23 protein-coding genes and 1 riboswitch are annotated in these 22,103 nt (G+C 38.4%); of the genes, 8 read left to right on the top strand and 15 right to left on the bottom strand.

What is annotated here, in order from left to right; translation table 11 throughout:
* Positions 1-2: 2 nt before the first annotated feature.
* Genes IEV09_RS07115 through IEV09_RS07125 form a run of 3 tightly spaced genes read right to left on the bottom strand, consistent with a single transcriptional unit; the run spans position 3 to position 2,035 of the window.
* The gene (locus tag IEV09_RS07115; RefSeq protein WP_188367591.1) at positions 3-1,001 is read right to left on the bottom strand and encodes an ABC transporter substrate-binding protein; all 999 of its coding nucleotides are present in this window, start codon (positions 999-1,001) and stop codon (positions 3-5) included.
* A complete protein-coding gene (locus IEV09_RS07120; RefSeq protein WP_209651427.1) occupies positions 964-1,770 on the bottom strand; it encodes an ABC transporter permease in 807 nt (268 codons plus the stop codon). The genes IEV09_RS07115 and IEV09_RS07120 overlap by 38 nt, the downstream gene beginning before the upstream one ends.
* On the bottom strand, positions 1,739-2,035 hold the full coding sequence (locus tag IEV09_RS07125; protein WP_188367592.1) for a thiamine-binding protein: 297 nt from the start codon (positions 2,033-2,035) through the stop codon (positions 1,739-1,741). The genes IEV09_RS07120 and IEV09_RS07125 overlap by 32 nt, the downstream gene beginning before the upstream one ends.
* A gap of 102 nt (positions 2,036-2,137) precedes the next feature.
* Positions 2,138-2,236: riboswitch (TPP riboswitch) on the bottom strand.
* 112 nt (positions 2,237-2,348) lie between these two features.
* Here IEV09_RS07125 and IEV09_RS07130 point away from each other — a divergent pair.
* Both IEV09_RS07130 and IEV09_RS07135 read left to right on the top strand, forming a co-directional pair.
* Positions 2,349-3,806, top strand: coding sequence for an amidase (locus IEV09_RS07130; RefSeq protein ID WP_188367593.1), 1,458 nt, complete (start codon positions 2,349-2,351; stop codon positions 3,804-3,806).
* A 252-nt stretch (positions 3,807-4,058) separates the two neighbouring features.
* Complete coding sequence (locus tag IEV09_RS07135; RefSeq protein ID WP_188367594.1) at positions 4,059-4,673, top strand: sugar O-acetyltransferase; 615 nt, start codon at positions 4,059-4,061, stop codon at positions 4,671-4,673.
* A 183-nt stretch (positions 4,674-4,856) separates the two neighbouring features.
* Here the strand turns inward: IEV09_RS07135 and IEV09_RS07140 are convergent, their stop codons facing one another.
* The 10 genes from IEV09_RS07140 to IEV09_RS07185 form a co-directional block, all read right to left on the bottom strand.
* Positions 4,857-5,501, bottom strand: coding sequence for a V-type ATP synthase subunit D (locus IEV09_RS07140; protein WP_188367595.1), 645 nt, complete (start codon positions 5,499-5,501; stop codon positions 4,857-4,859).
* 6 nt (positions 5,502-5,507) lie between these two features.
* A complete protein-coding gene (locus IEV09_RS07145; protein ID WP_188367596.1) occupies positions 5,508-6,887 on the bottom strand; it encodes a V-type ATP synthase subunit B in 1,380 nt (459 codons plus the stop codon).
* Positions 6,888-8,666, bottom strand: a complete 1,779-nt coding sequence (locus IEV09_RS07150; RefSeq protein WP_188367597.1) for a V-type ATP synthase subunit A — start codon at positions 8,664-8,666, stop codon at positions 6,888-6,890. It lies immediately after the preceding gene.
* An 18-nt stretch (positions 8,667-8,684) separates the two neighbouring features.
* Positions 8,685-9,002, bottom strand: a complete 318-nt coding sequence (locus IEV09_RS07155) for a V-type ATP synthase subunit F (protein WP_188367598.1) — start codon at positions 9,000-9,002, stop codon at positions 8,685-8,687.
* On the bottom strand, positions 8,995-9,996 hold the full coding sequence (locus IEV09_RS07160) for a V-type ATP synthase subunit C (RefSeq protein ID WP_188367599.1): 1,002 nt from the start codon (positions 9,994-9,996) through the stop codon (positions 8,995-8,997). The genes IEV09_RS07155 and IEV09_RS07160 overlap by 8 nt, the downstream gene beginning before the upstream one ends.
* 10 nt (positions 9,997-10,006) lie before the next feature.
* Positions 10,007-10,603, bottom strand: a complete 597-nt coding sequence (locus IEV09_RS07165) for a V-type ATP synthase subunit E (RefSeq protein ID WP_188367600.1) — start codon at positions 10,601-10,603, stop codon at positions 10,007-10,009.
* A gap of 10 nt (positions 10,604-10,613) precedes the next feature.
* Positions 10,614-11,087 (bottom strand): V-type ATP synthase subunit K, encoded by a 474-nt coding sequence (locus IEV09_RS07170; RefSeq protein ID WP_188367601.1) that lies wholly within the window; start codon positions 11,085-11,087, stop codon positions 10,614-10,616.
* A gap of 1 nt (position 11,088) precedes the next feature.
* Positions 11,089-13,065, bottom strand: a complete 1,977-nt coding sequence (locus IEV09_RS07175) for a V-type ATP synthase subunit I (RefSeq protein WP_188367602.1) — start codon at positions 13,063-13,065, stop codon at positions 11,089-11,091.
* A complete protein-coding gene (locus IEV09_RS07180; RefSeq protein WP_188367603.1) occupies positions 13,066-13,377 on the bottom strand; it encodes a hypothetical protein in 312 nt (103 codons plus the stop codon).
* A gap of 683 nt (positions 13,378-14,060) precedes the next feature.
* A complete protein-coding gene (locus IEV09_RS07185; protein ID WP_188367604.1) occupies positions 14,061-14,840 on the bottom strand; it encodes an HAD-IIB family hydrolase in 780 nt (259 codons plus the stop codon).
* A 184-nt stretch (positions 14,841-15,024) separates the two neighbouring features.
* Between IEV09_RS07185 and IEV09_RS07190 the strand changes: the two genes are divergently transcribed.
* The 3 genes from IEV09_RS07190 (at position 15,025) to IEV09_RS07200 (ending at position 18,612) form a co-directional block, all read left to right on the top strand.
* Positions 15,025-15,249 carry a PF20097 family protein gene (locus IEV09_RS07190; protein ID WP_188367605.1) on the top strand — a complete coding sequence of 75 codons (225 nt, stop codon included), beginning with the start codon at positions 15,025-15,027 and terminating at the stop codon, positions 15,247-15,249.
* 143 nt (positions 15,250-15,392) lie between these two features.
* Complete coding sequence (locus IEV09_RS07195) at positions 15,393-16,667, top strand: helix-turn-helix domain-containing protein (protein ID WP_188367606.1); 1,275 nt, start codon at positions 15,393-15,395, stop codon at positions 16,665-16,667.
* A 259-nt stretch (positions 16,668-16,926) separates the two neighbouring features.
* Positions 16,927-18,612 (top strand): ABC transporter ATP-binding protein, encoded by a 1,686-nt coding sequence (locus IEV09_RS07200; protein WP_188367607.1) that lies wholly within the window; start codon positions 16,927-16,929, stop codon positions 18,610-18,612.
* 54 nt (positions 18,613-18,666) lie between these two features.
* On the opposite strand, the gene IEV09_RS07205 is transcribed toward IEV09_RS07200, so the two are convergent.
* Complete coding sequence (locus IEV09_RS07205; RefSeq protein ID WP_188367608.1) at positions 18,667-19,074, bottom strand: YbgA family protein; 408 nt, start codon at positions 19,072-19,074, stop codon at positions 18,667-18,669.
* 88 nt (positions 19,075-19,162) lie between these two features.
* Positions 19,163-19,807 carry an MBL fold metallo-hydrolase gene (locus tag IEV09_RS07210; protein ID WP_188367609.1) on the bottom strand — a complete coding sequence of 215 codons (645 nt, stop codon included), beginning with the start codon at positions 19,805-19,807 and terminating at the stop codon, positions 19,163-19,165.
* Between the two features lie 211 nt (positions 19,808-20,018).
* Between IEV09_RS07210 and IEV09_RS07215 the strand changes: the two genes are divergently transcribed.
* The 3 genes from IEV09_RS07215 to IEV09_RS07225 all read left to right on the top strand — a co-directional run.
* Positions 20,019-21,197, top strand: a complete 1,179-nt coding sequence (locus IEV09_RS07215; RefSeq protein WP_188367610.1) for an MFS transporter — start codon at positions 20,019-20,021, stop codon at positions 21,195-21,197.
* 93 nt (positions 21,198-21,290) lie between these two features.
* Positions 21,291-21,734: a MarR family winged helix-turn-helix transcriptional regulator gene (locus IEV09_RS07220; protein WP_188367611.1), complete on the top strand. Its 444-nt coding sequence runs from the start codon at positions 21,291-21,293 to the stop codon at positions 21,732-21,734.
* Positions 21,735-21,889: 155 nt separating this feature from the next.
* A partial coding sequence (locus IEV09_RS07225) for a VOC family protein (protein ID WP_188367612.1) occupies positions 21,890-22,103 on the top strand: 214 nt, incomplete at its 3' end.

Here is a 22,103-nt window from a genome sequence, read left to right on the forward strand (position 1 = left end):
CTTCACTCCGTTAAATAGTCATTCGTGAAGCCCGTATTTTCTGGAATCACTTTTTCAACCAATTGATTCTCTCCTAACCATGAATAAAAACCATTCCAACGTTCAGGATCAATCACGCCCCACTGTGTAGCGTCTGCTTGGTATTGATCAGCTAACCAATTTTGACTCGCATAGACGAGTGTTTTATCTAATTCTGGCGCGGCTTTTAATAGCGCATCCGCCGCTTCTTCTGGTGAAGTAATCGCAAACTCATAGCCTTTTTTCGTTGCTTGTAAAAATTTCTTTGCCACTTCTTCATTATCTGCTAAAAAATTGTCATTTGCGATAATGACTGGTGTGTAGTAATCAAATGTTGGATTTAAGTCTTTGAAATAAAAGTAGTCGATTGGCACTTCTGCTTGTTCAGCCGCAACGCCACCCCAACCATAAAAGACCCAAATGCTATCGGCTTGTTTTTCTTTAAGCGCTAAAGGTTCATCGACAATGTTATTTGGAATCAATTTCACTTTAGTAAAATCACCGCCATCTTTGGTCATGACATTTTCTATCATCGCTTGTTCCACTGGTGAATCCCATGTCGCATATGTCGTATCTTCTAAGCCTTTTGGACGATTCAATCCTTCACCTTTACGCGACATCATACCAGATGTATTGTGTTGTAAAACAGCGGCAACACTCGTAATGGGTAACGGTTTTTCAGAAGCATAATTAGCTGCAAGTGAATCTTGGGCTGAAATACCAAATTGTGCCTTACCGCTTGCGACCAACATCGAAGCTGAATCTTCTGATGGTTGGACAATTTCAACTTCTAGTCCTTGTTCTTCAAAATAACCTTTTTCTTTTGCAACATAGAGCCCGGTATGATTGGTATTTGGGGTCCAATCTAATACAAAAGTAATCTTTTCAAGCGCTTCACCTGATGGATTGCTTGCTGATTGGCCGCAAGCAGTTAAAACAAATAAGCTACTTAATACGAATAGAGCGAGTCGTTTCGTTTTCATTTTTTTCTTCCTCTTCTTTCCAAGGCATCGCCCATTTTTCAAGCCCGTTTACGAGGGCCATTAGTATTAAACTCAACAGTGAAATTAAGAAAATCACCGCAAACATTTTATCAAAATCATAAGACTTACGGACGCGCGTCATATAGACACCGAGCCCTTCAAAACCACCTAGCCACTCAGAAATCACCGCTCCAATCACTGCATAGGTCACACCTATTTTTAAGGCTGAGAAAAAATCACCTAAGCTTGCGGGGAGCTTCATATGCCACAAGATTTGCCGGCGACTCGCTCCCATTGAATGCATTAAACGTAATTCATCCGGATCAACTGACGAAAAACCATTTAGCATTGCGACTGAAACCGGAAAAAAGATGGTAATCACAATTAGAACGACTTTGGGTAAAATGCCAAAGCCAAACCAAATCGTTAAAAGCGGTGCTAATGCAACCGTTGGAACGGTCTGAGTCAGTACGAGTAGCGGATAGAACGCCTCTCGTACCCGTGGAAAATGATCCATTAAAATGGCAACACTCACACCAGATAGGATACCAAAAAACAAACCGAGTGCTGCTTCAATCAAGGTTATTTTTGCATGAAATAATAATAATCGGAAATCTGAAAGAAAGGCTCTCCCTACTTCAATTGGCGATGGTAGCATAAAATTTGGAATCCACTCCAAATAAGTCACGACTTGCCAAAGAATGAGTACGCCAATAATCGTTAGAAATGAAGAAAAATTAATGTTGATGCTTTTTGGTTTTTTCTTCAATTCCTAAAACGCCTCCTTCTGGGCGATAAGCAATTTTCACGTAAGATGAAACACCTGGTGCACCGGCATTAATTGCGATTAATTGACATTCTTTTACAATAGTCATCAAGGTATCAAAATCGCCTTCCACGCTCGTTTCAAAGGCGCCAACTTGGTAATGTAAACCAGTGCTAGCAATATAAGCGATGACCTCATCGACAATCCGAATCGTTTCTTCGGTACTTTCTACTTTGGGTAAAATTTGAATCGCAATACTTGCTTCCATTGTTGCATCCTCTTTTCTATTATTTGAATTTTTTAAGCAAAACAAAAAGGCGTTTTCTCCAGACATAGAGAAAACGCCGAAACTCATTCAAATAGAAATTGAATTGATTCTTGACATGCTCCCTACGCTGGTATTAACCAACAGGTTCAAAGAGTCAGGTTTTATCCTTCTCAACGCGGCCGCGTCCCTCTGCATTTGTATGTAATTGTTGTTGCTCGAAAATAGTATAGCAGACATTATGAGCCTTTGCACGGAAAATATGTTATCGTAAATTAAGCGCTCTATTCAAAAAATTACGTATGAGGTGAAGAAAATGGTCCAAGATGCTTTATACTGGGCAAACCAGTTAAAAACAAAACAAGTGTCATTTAATGAGTATGTGACACACTTAGAAAAGAAAATCGCCACACTCAATCCTGATTTGAATGCCTTAGTGACGTTTGAAAAAGAAGAGGCAATCAAACAATATCACGCGACACCAAAGATTGATGAAACCCCTTTTTCAGGTGTACCGATTCCGTTAAAAATGCTAGGTCAAGCAAAAAAAGGTTGGTTAAATACTTCTGGTAGTCGATTATTTCGTGACGTCCGTTCAAATAACACCAATCATTTTGTGCAAAGACTAGAAGCAATCGGCCTTGTTCCAATCGGACAAAGCACCTCACCTGAATTTGGTTTTAAAAACGTCACCGACGCGACAATTTATGGCGACACACGTAATCCAGCTGACCTCTCTCGTTCAGCTGGCGGATCCAGTGGTGGTGCTGCTGCACTTGTTGCCGCAGGTATTTTTCCAATTGCCGGCGCCAGTGATGGTGGTGGTTCCATTCGTATCCCGGCGTCCTTTACTGGTTTAATTGGCTTGAAACCAACACGTGGGACGATGCCTGTTGGACCAGATGGGTGGCGCGGATGGCAAGGTGCCTCGATTTCATTTGGCCTAACAATCTCCATGCGTGATACAAAAACCCTTTTTTACTCAATGCGTGGAACGGAAACCGCAGCACCTTACCAAGCACCTCATGCAGAATGGACACAACATGAGCCTTCAAATAAAAAATTACGCATTGCTTATTCAACGACTTCACCTGTTGGTAGTTTCGTTTCAAAAGAAGCGATTCAAGCGGTTGACGAAGCGATTCATTTCTTAACCGAACAAGGACATGAAGTATTCGAAATTGATTATCCAGTCGATGGCGAACAACTGATTCGCTCTTATTATCAGATGAACGGTGCTGAAACAGCAGCCATGTTTGAAAATATTTCAACTTATTTGAAACGCGATTTGACGATTAACGATATGGAACTGATGACTTGGGGCCTATATCAATACGGGAAAAAATTATCGGCTGCGAGCTATATTCATTCTTTAAATTTGTGGGATGCTGCTGCCGTGGAAATGGAACAACAATTAACAGACTATGATCTCTTTTTGTCGCCAGCCACTGCTCACGTCGCACCAAAAATCGAAACCGATTTACAAAGCGATGTGATTCGTGCCAAATTAGCGAATATTGAATTCCATTCAAAAAAAGAAGCCACTGAAATCATTTACGACATGTTTGAAAAAAGTCTCGCACTCTCTCCTTATACTCAGCTAGCCAACTTAACGGGACAACCAGCCATCAGCTTACCGACTTTTACCACCAAGGAAGGCTTACCGTTGGGTATCCAATTCATGGCAGCAAAAGGACGCGAAGACCTCCTTTTACAAGTCGGCTATGAATTTGAACACGCCAAAAAATTTCAATTAGCAAAAGGTGTGAACTAAAGGTGTGAAAAAAGTCGCTTTGCTCTGAGTCAGTGGAAGGAATCTTAACAATCGAGGGTTTTTCGATTGATAAGATTTCTGAAATGACCGAAGAGTAGACTTTTGGAACCCGTGCAGTAAAGGTATGGAAAAAGTCGCTTTGCTCTGAGTCAGTGGAAACCGTGTATTAAAGGCATAGTAAATCGAAAGTTCTCTTCCCTTTTCAAAAGGATATCCAGTATAATAAAGAAAACGCTTAAAGGTGGGAATTTAATGGATTTACAAGAGTCTCTTGAACGGATGCACACGGGCAAGCTGTACTATGCAGATGCACCAGAATTAACAGCGGAACAAATGATTTATTTAGATAGGGTCTTTGCTTTTAACCAACTGCCTCCTTCCAAACAAGAAGAAAAACAAGCTTTAATGAAAGAAATGTTTGCCGAAATTGGTGAAGGATGCTACATCGAAACACCGCTAAATGCCAATTGGGGCGGAAAGCACGTTCACTTAGGTAAACACGTTTATGCGAATTTCAATCTCACGTTAGTCGATGATTCAGCTATTTTTATTGGCGATCATGTGATGATTGCGCCAAACGTTGTTTTATCAACAGGTACACACCCGATACATCCGGGTTTACGCATCAAGCAAGCACAATATAATTTGCCAATTCATATTAAAAATAACGTCTGGCTTGGTGCTGGATGCATCGTCATGCCTGGTGTGACGATTGGTGAGAATTCCGTTATTGGTGCCGGTAGTGTCGTAACAAAAGATATTCCGGCAAACGTTGTCGCTGTCGGAAGCCCTTGCCGCGTCTTACGTGAAATCAATGAAAAGGACTTACTTGTTTACGATAAAGACAAGTTGATTGATTTGGAATAGCAAAAAGAAGGAGCTGTGATGTAAATCGCAACTCCTTCTTTTTATCTAAATATTTGATTGATAGACGGGTACCAAAATTCTTCTCTTTCGAAAATCTTCACTAAATTTAAGCAATTGAAACCAATTTGCTCGAATTCTCTTGCAGTTTTTCAGAGAAAAATGACTTTTCTCATGCCCATTTTTCTATTGATTGGCTTCGTCTTCTAAAATATCAATGACCTTCATCAAACGAGTCAAGTTGCCACGTTCGTTTTCGTCAAGGGTATTTTCAATGTATTGAATGGTGTCGGTTAAATTGGGAATCGTTAAGTACTCGAGTGCGTTGACTCGGCGTTTCGTACTTTCAATTTCTTTACCAATTAACTGACACGTTTTTTCGACTTCAGCAAGTTGTAACATCAATGGCAAGATCGAATCTAAATGCCCCAGTGAGGCATCGAGTTCGCTCGTCGTCGACATAAATCCGTATGAGAAATCATCAACGTCGGTTTCTTCACTAAACATCGTATTAAAAACAGGAACCTCGGTGTTCATAATGCTCTTACTTTGAACATCGAGTGACACGGTATTTAAAGGAATCGAGAATGCTTCTTGTAAAACGTGATCAGGAATACTACCTGATGCGAGTACATAACCTTCCATCCCTTGGAAAAGCGCCTGTTCCATTTCCTTACGTAATGTTTGATTCTTCTTAACCATCTGGATAAATTGGCGCACCAACTCATCTTGTTTATCTTTTAAAAGCTTATGACCACGTGTTGCGGTCCTAAGTCGTTTGCGTAAACGACTGAGTTCCATCCGTGTAGGTGTCACGTTTAAAATTGCCATCTACTGTCACTCCTTCGTCTCTGGGAAGAATTCTTCAATGTATTCTTCTTTGATTCGATTCAGTTCCGTTTTTGGTAAGGTTGCTAGTAATTTCCAGCTTAAATCTAACGTATCCTCAATGCTACGATTATTATAGAATCCTTGGTTTAAGTATTCTTTTTCAAATAAATCGGCAAATCTTGCATATTTACGGTCAATTTCTGATAAGGCTGTTTCGCCTAAAACAACCGCTAATTCTTTCGCATCTTTTCCATCTGCATAGGCGGCAAACATTTGGTTCATCGTATCTGCATGGTCTTTTCTGGTTTTATCTTCGCCTGTTCCTTTATCTTTTAGACGAGATAAACTTGGTAAGACATCAATTGGTGGATTGATATTTCGTTTTTCTAAGTCTGGCGATAAGATAATTTGACCTTCCGTAATATAACCAGTTAAATCTGGAATTGGATGGGTCTTATCATTATCTGGCATCGTTAGGATTGGAATCTGTGTAATTGAGCCTGGTTTATCCGTCAACATACCGGCACGCTCATACAACCCTGCAAGGTCGGTATAAAGGTAGCCTGGGTAACCACGACGACCTGGAACTTCACGACGTGCCGCTGAAATTTCACGTAAGGCTTCACAGTAGTTCGTCATATCTGTCAAAATAACTAAGACATGCATGCCTTTTTCAAAGGCTAAATATTCGGCTGTGGCTAATGCCATTCTTGGTGTCGCAATCCGTTCAATCGCTGGGTCATTGGCTAAGTTTAAAAACATCACCGAACGATCAAGTGCACCTGTTTTGCGAAATTCATCGATAAAGAATTCAGATTCTTCAAAGGGAATCCCAATCGCACCAAAAACTATCGCAAAGTTGCCCTCATCGTTTGGTACCGTTGCTTGACGGGCGATTTGTGCAGCAATTTCTTTATGCGGCATTCCAGCAGATGAGAAAATCGGCAGTTTTTGTCCACGAACAAGCGTGTTCAAGTGGTCAATCGCTGAAATTCCCGTTTGGATAAATTCATCTGGGAAGGCACGTGCCATCGGATTAATTGATGCGCCATTTACATCGACTCGTTTATCTGGAATGATCCGTGGACCATCATCAATCGGTTGTCCTAAGCCATCAAAAATACGTCCAAGCATGTCTTGTGAGACGCCGACGGTTAAACCAGTTCCTAGGAAACGAATCCGGCTTTCTTCCGCACCTAAGTTACTCGTTCCTTCAAAGACTTGGACAATCGCTTTATCTTTTGTCACTTCAAGTACTTGTCCACGACGGAGTTCACCACTGTCAGTCCGAATTTCAACCAGTTCATCGTATTTCACGCCTTCTACGTTTTCAACGACCATAATCGGCCCATAAATTTCAGAGACGGAACGGTATTCTTTTAACATTTATTCCATCCCCCCTTTTTCAACAATTTGTTGCAATGCTTCTTTGATTTCATTTTCTAAGTTCATTAATTGATCAAGATTTTCTTCAGAAATATACTTACTACGTGCAATTTTCTCACGTAAATCAATCGTTCCTTGAATGATTTCATTGAAATAAGCACCCAATTCGATCGCTCGCAAGGACTCATGGTAAAACGATAAGATATTGCGCAATAAGTAAAATTGCTTTTCTCTCGAAGTAAACGTATCAACATCGTCAAAAGCATTTTGTTGCAAGTAATCTTGACGGATCGAACGAGCAATCACTAGCGTCATTCGGTCTTTTGGTAAGAGTGCTTCAATTCCAACTAGTTGGACAATTTCATCTAAACGCTCTTCTTCTTGTAACAATGTCATCGCTTCATGAACTTGTTTGGACCATTGACCGTCAAATAATTCATCTAAATATTCGAGTAATTCATTTTCATATAAGGAATAGGAATTCGTCCAGTTAATTGATGGGAAGTGACGTTTTTGGGCAAGGGCACTATCTAATGCCCAGAAGACTTTAACAATCCGTAACGTATTTTGCGTTACCGGTTCACTAATATCCCCACCAGCTGGTGATACGGCACCGATGGCAGTGATACTTCCTTCACGATTATCGCTACCTAGCGTTTCATAACGACCCGCGCGCTCATAGTATTCCGCAATTCGACTACCTAGATACGCTGGATACCCTTCATCACCTGGAATTTCTTGTAAGCGACCGCTCATCTCACGTAAAGCTTCTGCCCAACGCGAAGTTGAATCAGCCATGATTGCTACGTCATAGCCCATATCACGATAATATTCAGCAATCGTAATACCCGTATAGATCGATGCTTCACGCGCTGCTACTGGCATGTTCGACGTATTCGCAATTAAAACGGTACGTTCCATCAATGACTTACCTGTTTTTGGGTCAATCAATTCAGAGAACTCGTTAATAACGTCTTTCATTTCATTTCCGCGCTCGCCACAACCAACATAAACGACAATATCCACATCTGACCACTTAGCGATTTGGTGTTGTACAACGGTTTTCCCCGCACCAAAAGGTCCCGGTACAGCAGCCGATCCCCCTTTTGCCACAGGGAAAAACGTATCAACAACGCGTTGACCGGTAATCAATGGGCTTCCTGGTTTCAGTTTACGACGGCTTGGACGTGGTTTACGAACTGGCCAACGTTGCAACATCGGTAATTTCTTTTCTGTGCCATTGGCTGTTTCCAAAATACAAACGGGTTCTGTAATACTAAAGTTCCCCGCTTTAATTTCTTTAATCACACCACTGACGCCATTTGGTACCATCACACGGTGTTCAACCACTTCGGTTTCTTGAACAACACCGATAATATCGCCGGCTTCAACTGTATCACCTGCGGCTTTCTTTGGAACAAAAGTCCATTTTTTTTGCCAATCCAGGGCATCAATCGTAATCCCACGCTCTAAATAATCACTTTGAGCTTGCGCCATAAATTTATCTAAAGGGCGTTGAATCCCGTCAAACATTTGACCGAGTAATCCCGGTGCTAACTCAACCGAAAGTGGCGTACCGATTGATTCGACTACTTCACCTGGACCAATACCATTTGTTTCTTCATAAACTTGAATCGATGCAATACCTTTTTTTAACTCTATTATTTCTCCCAATAATCCTTTATCACTGACCTTACAAATCTCATGAATCTTCGCATTATGTAAGCCAATCGCTTGGACTAAAGGACCGGAAACTTTGATAATTTCTCCAATTGCCAAAGACGTTCCTCCTCTACTTTAATCATCTTGTAAAATGGCCATACCGATGGCTTCTTCGACGGTTTTTTTCAGGCGATCCATGCCAATTCCTAGGACTCCGCTACTACTTGGAATCGGGATGATTGCCGGTGTCACATGATCGTCGTAATGTGCAATCTCTGATTCGAGCTGTTCAACAATTCGTTCAGTGATAAAAATCACGCCATAATCCGGTGCCATTTCTTCTAATTGTTTTTTCGCTGCTTCAAGGTCGGTGACCGGAAAAACATCAATTCCTAAGCCTTTAAAAGGTAAAATCGAGTTTTTTCCACCTAACATACCAATTTTTTTATACATAAGAATCACGCACCCGACTTCTTAACTTTTCTACTGGCACTTTATTGATTTTCCCAATAAAGATCATGCGTAGGTTTTTGATTTCTGTTTCTTTTGCATAAAGATAACCCAAAATCGCACTTGGACCAAAAGGAATCATTTTCTTTTCCTTAAAATAGCGCATCGTAAAATCATCTTTTAACATGTCAAAATGATTTAATGTTCCTGTTGTTTTTAGCCCCTCAATGACTACATCACTGACACTACCATATGGTGTGCTTTTTAAGTACGCACCAAAATCGGCTAGAGAGCGTTGAATATGACTGACTAATTGCTCCGTCGGCAATGTTCCACCTTCTGCGACCACGGCGTTCATAAAGCCTTTTTTACGTCCCATCATATAGCTTCTTAAAATGGTTGATAGGTTAAACAAATCAATCATGCGTTGCGCCAGTTCAATAAAATCGGCTTCTTTTGACGCTTCCGCCACTTCTAAAAAGTGACGCCAGTAATAGTTATCGAAAATAATATCAATACCTTGGACTTCCTCGTAATCTTCAATATATGAAAAGACTTCTTCTAAACAATCAATCAAGACTTGTGGTGCTTCCTTGTGCGTTCTTGTTTGTACCAATTCTTTCAAAAGATTACGATCAAATGCCCCAAAAGGTAAAAGTAAGTCACTCAAATCTTCCTTTGTGTACCAGCTTTTTACGAGCACTTTTAGGTTGTGATAATCATACTTCAAAGTAAAAATATCCACTACTGCTTTTAGAGGTGCCAATTCATAGGCTAGGTCAAACGTCCGCTTTTCTTCTAATAAAAGCACTTCTTCAAAATCATGTTTTGATGTCTTTTCATCAATAAAGTCGCCATATGGTGTTTCAAGCAAAATAGAATATAAATCACTTGCTCTTTCAACACTTAGCAAACGGTCAAAAACAGAGCGATCAAGCAATCGACCTTCGTAGGTCCGAATACGCACGTTTGCACTGCTGTATTGAATGTCTTTCAAGAAATCCCTCCTATTCTTGTTCAAAAATAAGTTCAATTAATTGATAACTTAAATCCTCTTCTTTTGACTCTAATAACGCTTCGAAGATATAGTTGAACTCAATTTCACCTTGTCTAAATACGACACCGCTACGATTTGGAATCCGATGTTTTACACGTTTCAATGTGACTTCGTCTCCCAAGGTGTTTTGCCAGTTTTGCATCATTTCTTCTGTAATTAACGGTTGTGTTTTGTCCCCAAAAATCAATTCAACCTCACCAGTTAATTGTGTCACTTGCAGTTTTCGTAACACAAATGCTTCGACTTGATCCGCAGGTAATTGTTGTAATCTTACTTTTGCTTCTTCAAACAACTCATCTAAAATTTGTTGTTTTGCTGCTAATACACGGTTACGTGATTTCACATGTAACTCTGAAACTTTTAAACTCAACTCACGCTGTAATTCACGTTCGTAACGTTTAAGATGTTCTACTGATTCTTTTTCCAGTTGCGTCTTTTTCAAATGTTCGCTTTGCGTTAATTCTTTTTCAGCTTCTTTAACAAGTGATGCTTGTTTTTTAACCGCATCGTCTTTAATTTTTGTCGTTAATTTTGTAATATCAGACATTGTTTTCCTCCTAGCTCATCACCAATAAGAAAGAAATAACGAATCCTAAGATAGCGTATGTTTCCATCATCGCTACAAAAATAATCCCTTTTGTCGTATGTTCTGGCTTTTTGGCTAAAATTTGCATTGCTGCAGCTGATCCACGACCTTGCCATAAACCGTTGGCAATTGCCGTTAATGAAATCGGTAATGATGCAATAAATAAGAATAATCCACGTTGGAAACTAATGTCTCCCGTAATTTGTAAGAAAATCATGAAGGAAATAACGAATCCGTATAGTCCTTGAGTTGCTGATAAAAGCTCTAAGATCAACGCTTGACCAAATTTCTCTGGTTCTTCTGCAATTAATCCTGCTGCTGCTTGAGACGTCATCCCAACACCAATTGTTGAACCAATCCCTCCACAAATTGTTGCTGTTGCAACACCTAATCCGGCAAAAAGTAAGCCACCGTTTTCATAAAAAAAGCTAATCCAATTTTCCATACTATTCTTGTTCCTCCTGTTGTTTGTTTTCATCTGACACAATCGTCACGTATTTATTACTTGCTTTTAGTGGTTTAAAAGCGCGTCCTCCACCGGTAAAGAATTTACCAAAGAACTCTAAGTACTGTAGGCGAATCCCATGAACATAGGCTCCTAAGTAACTTAAGAAAATATTAATCGCATGCAATAAGACAAAGAGTAAGGCACCGATTGTAAAGCGTGCAACGGGTGGGAAATAACTAATAATTAAGTTAAATGCCGCCGCAATACTACCACCGGCAACCCCTAGCGCCATTAAACGCGTATAACTGACTAAATCACTCATGTAATTCGTTAAATCCATTAAACCGTATAAACCGGAACCAATTTTACCAGCTAATGTTTCACCTTCAACACTTCCACCGATAACAATGGCAATCAACGCTACCGCAAAGCCAATTCCACCAACTGTGCTTAAGCTTGAATCGGGTAAAATGGTCAATCCTAAAGCTAAAAGTGCACCACTAATCAGGAATAACATCCATGAACCTGCTTGGAAAATTGCATTGAATTTCTGTTTTTTCTTCGCCCATAATAAGTAAAACTTCAAAATTAAAGCAAAGAAAATTTGAATATAACCGAAGATAACTGAGATTAATAAAATTTCCGTAATATCGGATTGGTTCGATAGCAACTGAAACGGCATGGTCATTCCAAAGAAACTACCATAAATTAAGCCCCACATCATCGTCGGTAAGGCACACAACTGAAAGAATGTCAGGTTACGTTTCATCCCTGCTTCAAAATAGAAGATTTTTTTAGCCAAAAGAATCGCTAAGAATAAGATTAAACCATAACCAAAATCGGCAACCATCATTCCGAATGCTAAGGCGTAAAAAGGTGCCATAAACGGGGTTGGATCAATTTCATCGTATTTCGGTAAACTATACATTTCAATCAATGTCTCAAAAGGTGCTACCCAACGATTATTTTTAAGTAAAATTGGAACTTCTGCGATTTCTTCTTCTCGAACTTCTTCAAATACTAAGTAATACTCATTATTTGTAGCGTGCTTGATTTGTTCCTCTAATTTCGCAGCTTCAGCTGTTGGAACCCAACCCGCTAAACTTGTGACTGCTTTCGACTGAAACAAGCGTTCCTTGCTCTGACTTTTCACAACTTGACTACTATAGTACTCGGCAATCACGTTCATTTGAAGTGCTTCCGCCTTCATTTGACTGAGTGCTGCTTTAATTTCTTTTTCTTCTGCAATAATAGCAGCCATTTTTTCTTTGACTTCTGAAAGAGCCTCTTGTGGTTTTCCTTGGAAAGGATAGTGATATTCATCAAAACCAACTGTTGATAACGAGTATCGAACCTTTTGTTGATTGGTTTTGTGGAAAAGTAACAACAAATACGTTGTTGAAGTTGTTTGTTGGATGATTTGATAGTAAGAACTTGGATATTTCTCAAGTTCATGATTTAAAGTGGGTATTTGTTCATTCGATATCGTGCCTAACAGTCCGACAGAATGCTTTAATTCATTGAGAACTGCAGGGGATTCGTCGAAATAGCGCCAACGATTCAGTTCGTTTTCTTCTTTAGAAAGGTCTTGTTTTTCTTGAGCAATCATTCGTAGACGACGGTCTTTTGCGCGTAAATCCTCAACGAATGTTTCCCAATCAGATGTTTCGGTGATGTGTTCTAATTGTGCCAGGGTATATGTTGGCGGTTGATTTCTTAATTTCTGAATAAAAGATGCTTTAGGTAAATAATTTGCTAGAAAGTCCTTCGCCCATAAAACCCGAGCCAATTGATTTTCTAATTTTTCGGTCATCGCGGATGAATCATCTTTCAAGAAATGGTTATCTGAAAGCAAAATCCCTTCATCTGCTGGTAAAATCTCTGCTTTTTGAAAATTCTGCAAGCTTTGTAGCAGCTTTTCGTGTGTCTTTTTGAAACTTAACACATGAAATTTTTGCATTTGAACAATGGCCAATTAACCCACCACCTCTTCAATCATTTTTGCGATGGCTTTTTCACGCAACGCTGGAGAGACTTGTTGTAATTTCTCGATTTCTCCATTGGTCTTCGTTGTTAAAGGTGCTTTTAGTTGTGCAAACTCTGATTCCGATTGTTCAAGCAATCGCTGTTGTTCAGCTTTCTCTTGTTCACGTAACTCTTTACGAAAGGCATCAAGCGCTTCTTGACTCGCTTGTTTTTTTTCTTGTATCAATGCGGCTGTCTCTTGAATGATTTCTTCTGCTTCAACTTCAGCTTCAATAATTTTTTGAATGGCATCTACACTCATTCAATCTCCTCCTTACTCATTTCCTATGAAAGCTATTACAGGTAAACTTAACTGTTACATAAATGTTAACGAAAATAAATAACCACGTCAAGGAATCTGTGAGTTTTTTCTAAAAAAAAACACAATCTTCTCATAAAAATCCAATTCCTTCGATTTTTTCCTTCATTAATATCCAAAACCTTTACAATCTCGGCATCGGTTCTTTCTAGTGATTTTTTAAGTAACAGACGATTTTTCTAATCCATTTTCCATTGTAAAATAGTAACACTGGTTGTCTCTGCTTTGCATAAATTAATGAAACTTAGAATTTTTTTATTGAATCTTCGAACCAAACATCACTTCATCATCGGAAAAAAGTATCTACTAAGAAAATGTGAACGCGTCATCGCAAATACATTCATTCAATACTTCCTAGTGAGTATTATGAATAATCGCTCCCTTTCGAACTTTAATCCAAAATTTATTTGAAAACGACCTGTTTCTATCTGCATAGCTAGTGCTGAAGTAATTGTTGTTGGAAAAAGTGGGATAGATTCTCAAAAAGCCTACGACATCAGTCGCAGGCCTTCGTTCTCACATGAACATTTGATGGATAAACGGGTAACCAAAGCCTGCCCTTTCTAAAAACTCCACTAAATTCGAGCAATTGAAAGACTCACTTGTTCGAATTTACCTTCAGTTTCTCATTCAGGTAATGAATATCCGTGATACTGTCTTCCTAGCTCCTGTATTCGCTCCACAATCGTTTGTTCGTAATCCCCGGCTAATTCGATTGTCTCACTTGCGAATAACTCTAGCGACTCATACGAACCAATTCGTACGCTATACAATGAGTTTTCAAACATCGTCTGGTCATTCGCATCATTACCAAAAGCAATATAAGCTTGCTCCTCCACACCCATTCTTTGCAAAGCTGACCATTTATGCACCCCTTTTGGGCTCACATCAAGGACATTTTCTTGGCCATGGCGATGAACATAAACGTCTAGTTCTTCTAACTTTTCTGCCAGTTTCTCCATTCGGTCTGCTGTCAAAAAAAGAACTTTCGTAATTGTATCTAACGCTTCTAATGGACAACATTGCGCTAAGTTAGCAGGATCGACATTTTTACGAATTGGATGCGTCTTGGATCCAGTATATGCATAGTCCCAGTCACTATCTATTAAGTAGGTTGTTCGATGCTCTTCGATCCATTGCTTGATTAACTGCATTTCATGTAGAGAAAATGTCGTAGAGTGCACGATTTCACCATTGAGAAAAATCATCGAACCATTTCCACCAATCATGGGATAGCCATGAAAAGGACAAGCAATCACCGGTAGCATGTCACGAATCGGTCGAGCCGAAGCAAAAATCACTTCATGACCCAATTCAGTTAATTCATGCAACGCTTGAAGAATCTCAGGTACAATTGGTTGTCCTTTAAAACAAATCGTCCCATCTAAATCAAAAACAAATTTCATCAAATCGCCCTCCATTAAACCAATAGTCGTTCTCATTATACCTCGACAACCCACTTTTTTCGCCATTAATTTCATTCAAACAAAATAGTGGTTTTTTGTCATCAAAATGCGGTATAATTAAAAAGTTCATTTTTTAATTCACTGAAACAGAATTTTTTAATTACATCTTTGGAGGAATGATTGAATGAATTGCGCAAAATGTGAAAATGAAATGGTAGCAGGGAATTTATTAGGGGATCGTTACGCATTAAAATGGATGCCAGGTAACGAAAAGTTAACACTAGGCGTATTAGCTAAAAATGCGATTACTTTTAAAAGTTCAGGTATGTTTGGTCGTCCGAAAGTAGAAGCTTTCGTTTGCCATGATTGCCAGACAATGGTTATCGATATGAATGGAAAAACAAAATAACTATAGGTTTTTAAAATGCTCACCAAACGAATTTGTTTGGTGGGTATTTTTTTATACAAAATACAAAAATCGCAATTTTAGCACTCTATATTCTACCAAAGACTGTTAAGATAAATCTAAATAAAACAAAGGAGAATATCGCGTTGAATCATTTTCAAAACATTTTAGATTATATTGAAGAAAGCCTGACATCAACAATTGAAATCAAAGAATTAGCTGAAATGAGTCACTACTCACTCTTTCACTTTTACAAATTATTTCAAGCGGTAACAGGCTTGCCGATCAAGCAATACATTATTCGTCGACGCCTTATTCATGCGCTTTACGCGATACAAAAAGGGCGTGAAATCACAGCGACAGCCTTCGAGTACGGTTTTGATTCCTACTCAGGATTTTTTAGAGCTTTTTCAAAAGAGTATGGGATGTCTCCTTCAAATTATTTAAAATCAAATAGTGCAATGAAACCCTACAAAATACAAATGGATAAGGAGCGTTACAAATTTATGAATCAAAATCAACTAAGAAAACTACTAAGCAATTGGGATTTTCCCATCGAGACCATTCAAGCAGCCATCTACCCGAACACTGGGAATATCTCAGAATTCGTTTGGGAAATTAATGACAGCTACCTACTGAAAGCTTTTGAAAACCAAGAGAATTTAAATAAAAACTTGACGATTATTCCTTCGTTACCACAAGATTTTACGATTATTCAAACAACAAAAGGAGCCGATTTCCTTGAATTTGGCAATCAATGGTACCTTTTAATGACAAAATCGCAAGGAAATCCTTGGCTATCAAAAAACATTTTATCTTCTTCTGACTATTCGGGGCGTTTTTATGGTGAACTCATCGGTCAAACTTCTTTAATGTTAAAAGAGATTACCGGTGATTTCCCGCAAACGAACTTACTTGAGACATTATCCAATTGGGCCTTCCCAGTCGGAAGTCCATTCTTAGCATGGGAAAATGAAGCGAAATTAGCGTATATGGATGCGCTAATTGAAAATCATCCAAAATTAGACAAACAACTGATTCATCGCGATTTAAACAGCTCGAATATTTTACTCGTGGACGATTCCTTTACGTTGATTGATTTTGATATGACTGAAATAAACGTTCGAATCTTTGATCCTTGTTACTTTACAACATCGATTTTAGCTGATCAATTTAGCCAAGAGGATTTCTCAGAAGAAAAATGGTTTACTTTGTTTCATGATACGATGAAAGGATACGATGAGATTGCAACACTCACTGAAATCGAAAAAACATCAATTCCACTAGTGGTTATCGCGATTCAACTGATTTGTGTCGCTTATTTTACTGGTTATGATAAATATTCTGATTTAGCAAAAACCAATATTGCCATGACCAATTGGCTGATTGAAAAATACGAAAAACTCGCATTTATCGAATAAATAGCACCTCTCGATTAGAATCCTCTTATCGAGAGGTACTTTTGTTTACACTATAGCTATACGTCAAGCAATTATGCTACTATCATATTACGAATAATTCTCGCGAAAGGACGTGCCCAAATGACAGGTAAACAACTCGGTAACTGCTCAGTACAGTTGTAATCAACTGTTAGCCGATTGTGCTGAGCTAGATGTAAGTTGCTAACAGTTTCAACTGTACTAATTTTTACCACAAATAAAAATTAGAAGGAGTACAGTTATGAAACACTTTTTTGACATCTTAAAAAATAAAAAATTATGGGTTACCCTCTATCTACTATTAGGAATCGGTTTGGCTTTACTCAATACCTTTAGTGCCAAATATTTCCAAAAAGTCTTGGATGATTTCGGGAGCCATAACCTTTCTTTCAAAACCATTTTAATCTATGCGCTTGTCCTATTACTCATCTGTGGATTCAGTTATTTCGATGAATATCCTGGGGCAAAACTCTCGGAAAGCATCTACTTGGATTTTAAGTTAAAGGCAATGAAAAAAGTAAGCACCATTGATTATAATGCCTACCAAGCTTTAGGAACGGGAAACCTCATCCAAAGAATAGAAAGCGGTGCCAATTCCGGAAAAGCCATTCTTTTTGATTTTTATTTCCGATTATTTCGCGAACTTATACCAAGTATTTTGTTTAGTTTGATTTTTATTGCAGCAATCGATCCGAAGATTATGCTTTATATCGCAGTCGGATATCTCCTTATTTTTATTACGACGAACCTGCTATTAAAGTATCTGTATCATATAAAATCCCATATTCTAAACAATGAGGAACAGTTTAATAGCTATTTGATTCGTAGTTTGATGGAATTAGTCATTTTTCGGCTCCATAAAAAATTCCCACAAGAGCTCGAAAAAACGACGCAGGCTGCTGAACAAATTATCGCATCAAAAACACGTATGAAATTGATTCATGAAGCATTCTTTGCGATTTTCGCCTTCTTTATCATCGCCATCAAAGTAATGATTTTATTCATTAGTTGGAAAAATCAATCCTTATCCGTCGGTGCTTTAGTTGCCTTACTCGCATTAGTCGATAAAGCCTATTCTCCCATCGCGATACTAAATGTCTTGTTCGTACAATACAAATTAGATAAAAGCACCTTCCAGCGTTATACAGAATTTTTAGATTTACCTGAAGATCCACATTTAACGTTAGGAAAATTGATTCCATCCCTCTCTGGCAAAATTGATTTTAAGCAGGTTGATTTTTCTTATCCTGGAAAAAAACTTTTTGAACAACTCTCGTTAAAAATTGATGCCGGACATTCCGTTGCCTTCGTTGGCGAAAGTGGTTCTGGAAAATCGACAATTGTGAAACTACTTGTCGGATTAATCAAACCAAGTGCTGGATCCATCGTGATTGATGGTTTCGATTTGTCTAGCCTCAACTTGAATGCTTTATACGATCATATTTCGTATACATCCCAAGAGTCGCCAATTTTTAATGGCACATTAAGAGAAAACATTGTTTTTGATCAAGCGATTCCCGATCAAGCAATTATCGACGTCTTCAATCATGTCAACCTCACTGCTTTTTATTCCTCCCTACCAAACGGACTAGATACCGCAGTCGGCGAACGAGGGATGACCCTTTCAGGCGGTGAACGACAAAGAATTGCTTTAGCTCGACTCTATTTTTCCGATGCAAAAATCATCATTCTTGATGAGGCTACTTCTGCCATGGATAACATCACTGAAGAACAAGTCATGAAAAACTTGATGCAGTTTCTTAAAAAGAAAACAATCATCACGATTGCTCATCGATTAAATACTGTGAAGGACGTTGAACAAATTTATGTCTTTAAATCTGGAAAAATAGTTTCTACTGGTCGATTTGATGAACTATTAACACATGATTCCTATTTTGGAGAATTGTGGCGTACAGCGCAAACTTAGTCAATCGCTATAAAAAACATCGTTCAAGCACGTGTCCTGAACGATGTTTTTTTACTATTCCGCCTCTATTTCGTCTACCAAGATCCACTTCATCTGCAATAAATACGCTTGATTGTATTTCAAACTAAGCGCTTTTAAAAAGTCCTCCAACTGATGACTATCAAGTGGGATTTCATCAATTAACTTGATATAGCGTTGTTTTTCAACTTCTGTCGCAACTTTTTTAAAATAGCCCCAGACGTGTTGATAAGCAACTCGCAGCGTTCTATCTGTTGGCTTAATTTGTTCTAAATCAATTAAAATTTTTTCGTATTGCTTTTGTTTTTCTGATGACCATTCATTACCTTTCGCTAGAAAACGAATTTGGTTATAGGCTTGTTGCGAACGAGACATCACCCAATATTTCTTCTTAGACCATGAAATTTGAAATTCCTTTAATAATTGACACTCCTTATCTTCCATTTGATTTCACACTCCAAACGCCTTTTCATCTATAGTTCTTATTCGTATACATCTGAGCATCATCTTTTTCATCAAAATTTTTCCTATTTTATTCCAACTCCCTGATAACCTTATCCAAAATATCAGGATTTTGAATGCCGCAGTGCCCTGAAATACAGATCTTGGGCTTCAATTCCTTACACTTATTCAGACTTTCAAGATAGACTGCTTTCGAGCTATCCAACGTCGGGACAATTTCATCATACGTATCACCAAGATTGTCGCCCATATTCAAGACACCTTCTCGCGCATCATAAATACTAATTCCATCAAGTGTATGCCCCGGTGTATGAAAGATAACTAACTCATCCTCGGGAAAAGCGAGCTGATGATCAAAAACGAGATTCGCAAGTTTCAGCTCAGCAACCTCATCCGTATAAGCTTTCGCTTGTACTAACGACTCTTGCCATGTTTCGAAACTCAATTCACGACACATTTGATGAGACACAATCAGATTCTTTGAAAAATGGTAATTACCATAAATATGATCCCAATGATAATGCGTATTGATGATCACAAGTGGTTTCGTCTCTCCTTTTAGATACTCCCAAATAGGCACTAGACTCTTTTCACCAATTCCTGTATCAATTAAATAATTTTGGTATTGTGCTTTAATCAGGTGAAGATGTAAATCCCACCCTTCAAGTTCTGCTTTAAATATGATGTGCCTTTGACTTAATTCGATAACTTCCATGGACTGACCTCGTTTCTTTTTATATTCGTCCAATCTATTATACCAAAAATGGAGAGCCTTTCTGTTGTCCTCTTCGTCAAAAAATACTTTCCTTTGTAGCGAATGATTCAGATTTTTAATTCAAAACAATAATAGTTGCAAAGGAAACTAGTTTCGTTTATATTTAAATTAGTTTCTATAGAAACCATTTTGAATATAGGAGAATACTGTCATGCAAAAAGAGAACACAAACAATGAAACACTTTGGACTAAAAATTTTATTATCATCAATATAATCAACTTACTCATCTTTTTTAGTTTTCAAATGCTATTACCTACCTTACCCCTTTATATTAAAGAACTCGGTGGATCAAACTCAGTCATTGGGTTAGTCACTGGAATCTTCGTCGTCTCTTCCGTCATCATTCGACCGATTTCAGGTTTACTACTAGACAAACTTGGACGTAAAAAAGTCTTTGTTATCGGATTAATTATTTTCATCTTATCTGTCTTGTCTTATTCAATCTTTTCAGTCATCAGTGTGATTCTCTTTATTCGTTTCATTCATGGCTTTGGCTGGGGAGCCGTCAGCACGGCTTCAAGTACGATTGCAGCAGATAATATTCCTAAGAAACGTTTCGGCGAAGGCATGGGTTATTTCAGCTTAACAAGTAGTTTAGCGATGGCTCTTGCACCCGTAATTGGCTTATCCCTCATTGCACGATATGGATCAAGCATGCTTTTTTATGTCTCAACAATCTTAGCTACTTTAGGATTTATTGCGACGTTTAGACTAAAATACAAAGAGACAACGACTCAATCAACGAATAAAACAAACGGTTCATTATATGAAAAGTCCTCTCTGAACCCCTCTTTTATCGTCTTTTTTGTCTCCATCACTTATGGCGCCTTAACTAGTTTCTTACCACTGTATGCCGCAGAACAAGGAATAGCGAATATCGGGATTTTCTTCACGGTTTATGCCATCGCCTTATTCATTACAAGACCTTTATTTGGTAAAATCATTGATACCCTTGGTTTCGATTTTGCGATTATTCCAGGTTTAGTTCTTGTGGTCATTGCAATGGGACTGCTGTCGATTGCCTCTAGTTTACCTCTCTTTTTAGTGACTGCCTTTATTTATGGCGTTGGTTTTGGCGCAACCCAATCAAGCCTACAAACAATGGCGATGGTTGGCGTCCCATCGAATCGTCTAGGTGCGGCAAACGCGACCTTCCTGACTGCTTTTGATTCCGGCATTGGTCTTGGTTCAATCATTCTAGGAATCGTGTCAGCAAGCATTGGGTATTCACAAATGTACCTTTGGGCAGCTGCTTCTGCTGTTATTGCCTTTACACTTTATTTCATCATTGGTCGAAAAAAAATCGATCCCAGTTCAAGATTAATTTAAATATCAAACTGCTTAGCCTTCTCTATATCACATGAGGAGGCTTTCTTTTGTGCTATAATGAAACTGATTTTAAAGGAGTTGAACTCAAATACAATGAAAAGTATTAGTAAATACAATGCAGCCATTTATCGAAATGGGCAAAGTATCATTAACTATAAATTGAAAGACTTAAATATTAAAAGTGGGCAACACGACTTTTTTTACGTGATTTCAAAAAATGAAGGCATTAGCCAAAAAGAATTAAGCGAGTACCTCTATGTCGGTAAATCAACCACCGCCAAAGCTGTAAAAAATCTAGTGAAAAATAACTATGTGGAAGTCAAAAAAGATGAACACGACAAGCGTGTCCATCGTCTATATCTCACCGAGAAAGGCCGAGAGACCGCGCCTGTGATTGATGCTGTATTCCTAGAAATTGTGGACATCTTTACAAAAGATCTAACCGAGGAAGAAAAAGACGTTACCTATAACGTCTTAAAAAAGATTTTGCATACCATTTATGAAGAGAAAACAAAATTGGATGAGGAAATTGATTGAGTCTTTTAAACTGATCTATTATTCATCGGCTTGGGCTAATCCGATGTAAATAAGGCACCTTTTCATTTAGAGTCGTAGAGATAAGCCTGAAAAAATGCGTATCTAACCGTTTCATGCTAAAATTAAGATTAAGAAATTATTGGAGGATGATATTTATGAACCAAGTACTTGTTGAAATTTGCCTACGTGTAAGAGATATTGAAGCGACTTTAGACTTCTATACGAATTTATTCGATTTTGAAGTGGCGAGCCGTAGAGAGTTCCCTGAAAATAAATTTGATTTAATTTACTTAAATTCACCAGGTTCTTCTGTGCAAATCGAACTAACTTACAATTATGATGCTGAACCTTACGAAATCGGAAATGGAT

Origin of the sequence: Enterococcus alcedinis, assembly GCF_014635985.1 — a bacterium.
In the GTDB taxonomy this organism is placed as follows: Bacteria; Bacillota; Bacilli; order Lactobacillales; family Enterococcaceae; genus Enterococcus_I; species Enterococcus_I alcedinis.

Excerpts from the sequence above, each read along its gene's own strand:
- IEV09_RS07210 (WP_188367609.1), bottom strand. The coding sequence starts at position 19,807 with ATGGAAGTTATCGAATTAAGTCAAAGGCACATCATATTTAAAGCAGAA.
- IEV09_RS07185 (WP_188367604.1), bottom strand. The coding sequence starts at position 14,840 with ATGAAATTTGTTTTTGATTTAGATGGGACGATTTGTTTTAAAGGACAA.
- IEV09_RS07165 (WP_188367600.1), bottom strand. The coding sequence starts at position 10,603 with ATGTCTGATATTACAAAATTAACGACAAAAATTAAAGACGATGCGGTT.
- IEV09_RS07115 (WP_188367591.1), bottom strand. The coding sequence starts at position 1,001 with ATGAAAACGAAACGACTCGCTCTATTCGTATTAAGTAGCTTATTTGTT.
- IEV09_RS07215 (WP_188367610.1), top strand. The coding sequence starts at position 20,019 with ATGCAAAAAGAGAACACAAACAATGAAACACTTTGGACTAAAAATTTT.
- IEV09_RS07125 (WP_188367592.1), bottom strand. The coding sequence starts at position 2,035 with ATGGAAGCAAGTATTGCGATTCAAATTTTACCCAAAGTAGAAAGTACC.
- IEV09_RS07180 (WP_188367603.1), bottom strand. The coding sequence starts at position 13,377 with ATGAGTGTAGATGCCATTCAAAAAATTATTGAAGCTGAAGTTGAAGCA.
- IEV09_RS07155 (WP_188367598.1), bottom strand. The coding sequence starts at position 9,002 with ATGTATAAAAAAATTGGTATGTTAGGTGGAAAAAACTCGATTTTACCT.
- IEV09_RS07140 (WP_188367595.1), bottom strand. The coding sequence starts at position 5,501 with ATGGCAATTTTAAACGTGACACCTACACGGATGGAACTCAGTCGTTTA.
- IEV09_RS07205 (WP_188367608.1), bottom strand. The coding sequence starts at position 19,074 with ATGGAAGATAAGGAGTGTCAATTATTAAAGGAATTTCAAATTTCATGG.
- IEV09_RS07190 (WP_188367605.1), top strand. The coding sequence starts at position 15,025 with ATGAATTGCGCAAAATGTGAAAATGAAATGGTAGCAGGGAATTTATTA.
- IEV09_RS07130 (WP_188367593.1), top strand. The coding sequence starts at position 2,349 with ATGGTCCAAGATGCTTTATACTGGGCAAACCAGTTAAAAACAAAACAA.
- IEV09_RS07135 (WP_188367594.1), top strand. The coding sequence starts at position 4,059 with ATGGATTTACAAGAGTCTCTTGAACGGATGCACACGGGCAAGCTGTAC.
- IEV09_RS07220 (WP_188367611.1), top strand. The coding sequence starts at position 21,291 with ATGAAAAGTATTAGTAAATACAATGCAGCCATTTATCGAAATGGGCAA.
- IEV09_RS07145 (WP_188367596.1), bottom strand. The coding sequence starts at position 6,887 with ATGTTAAAAGAATACCGTTCCGTCTCTGAAATTTATGGGCCGATTATG.
- IEV09_RS07170 (WP_188367601.1), bottom strand. The coding sequence starts at position 11,087 with ATGGAAAATTGGATTAGCTTTTTTTATGAAAACGGTGGCTTACTTTTT.
- IEV09_RS07200 (WP_188367607.1), top strand. The coding sequence starts at position 16,927 with ATGAAACACTTTTTTGACATCTTAAAAAATAAAAAATTATGGGTTACC.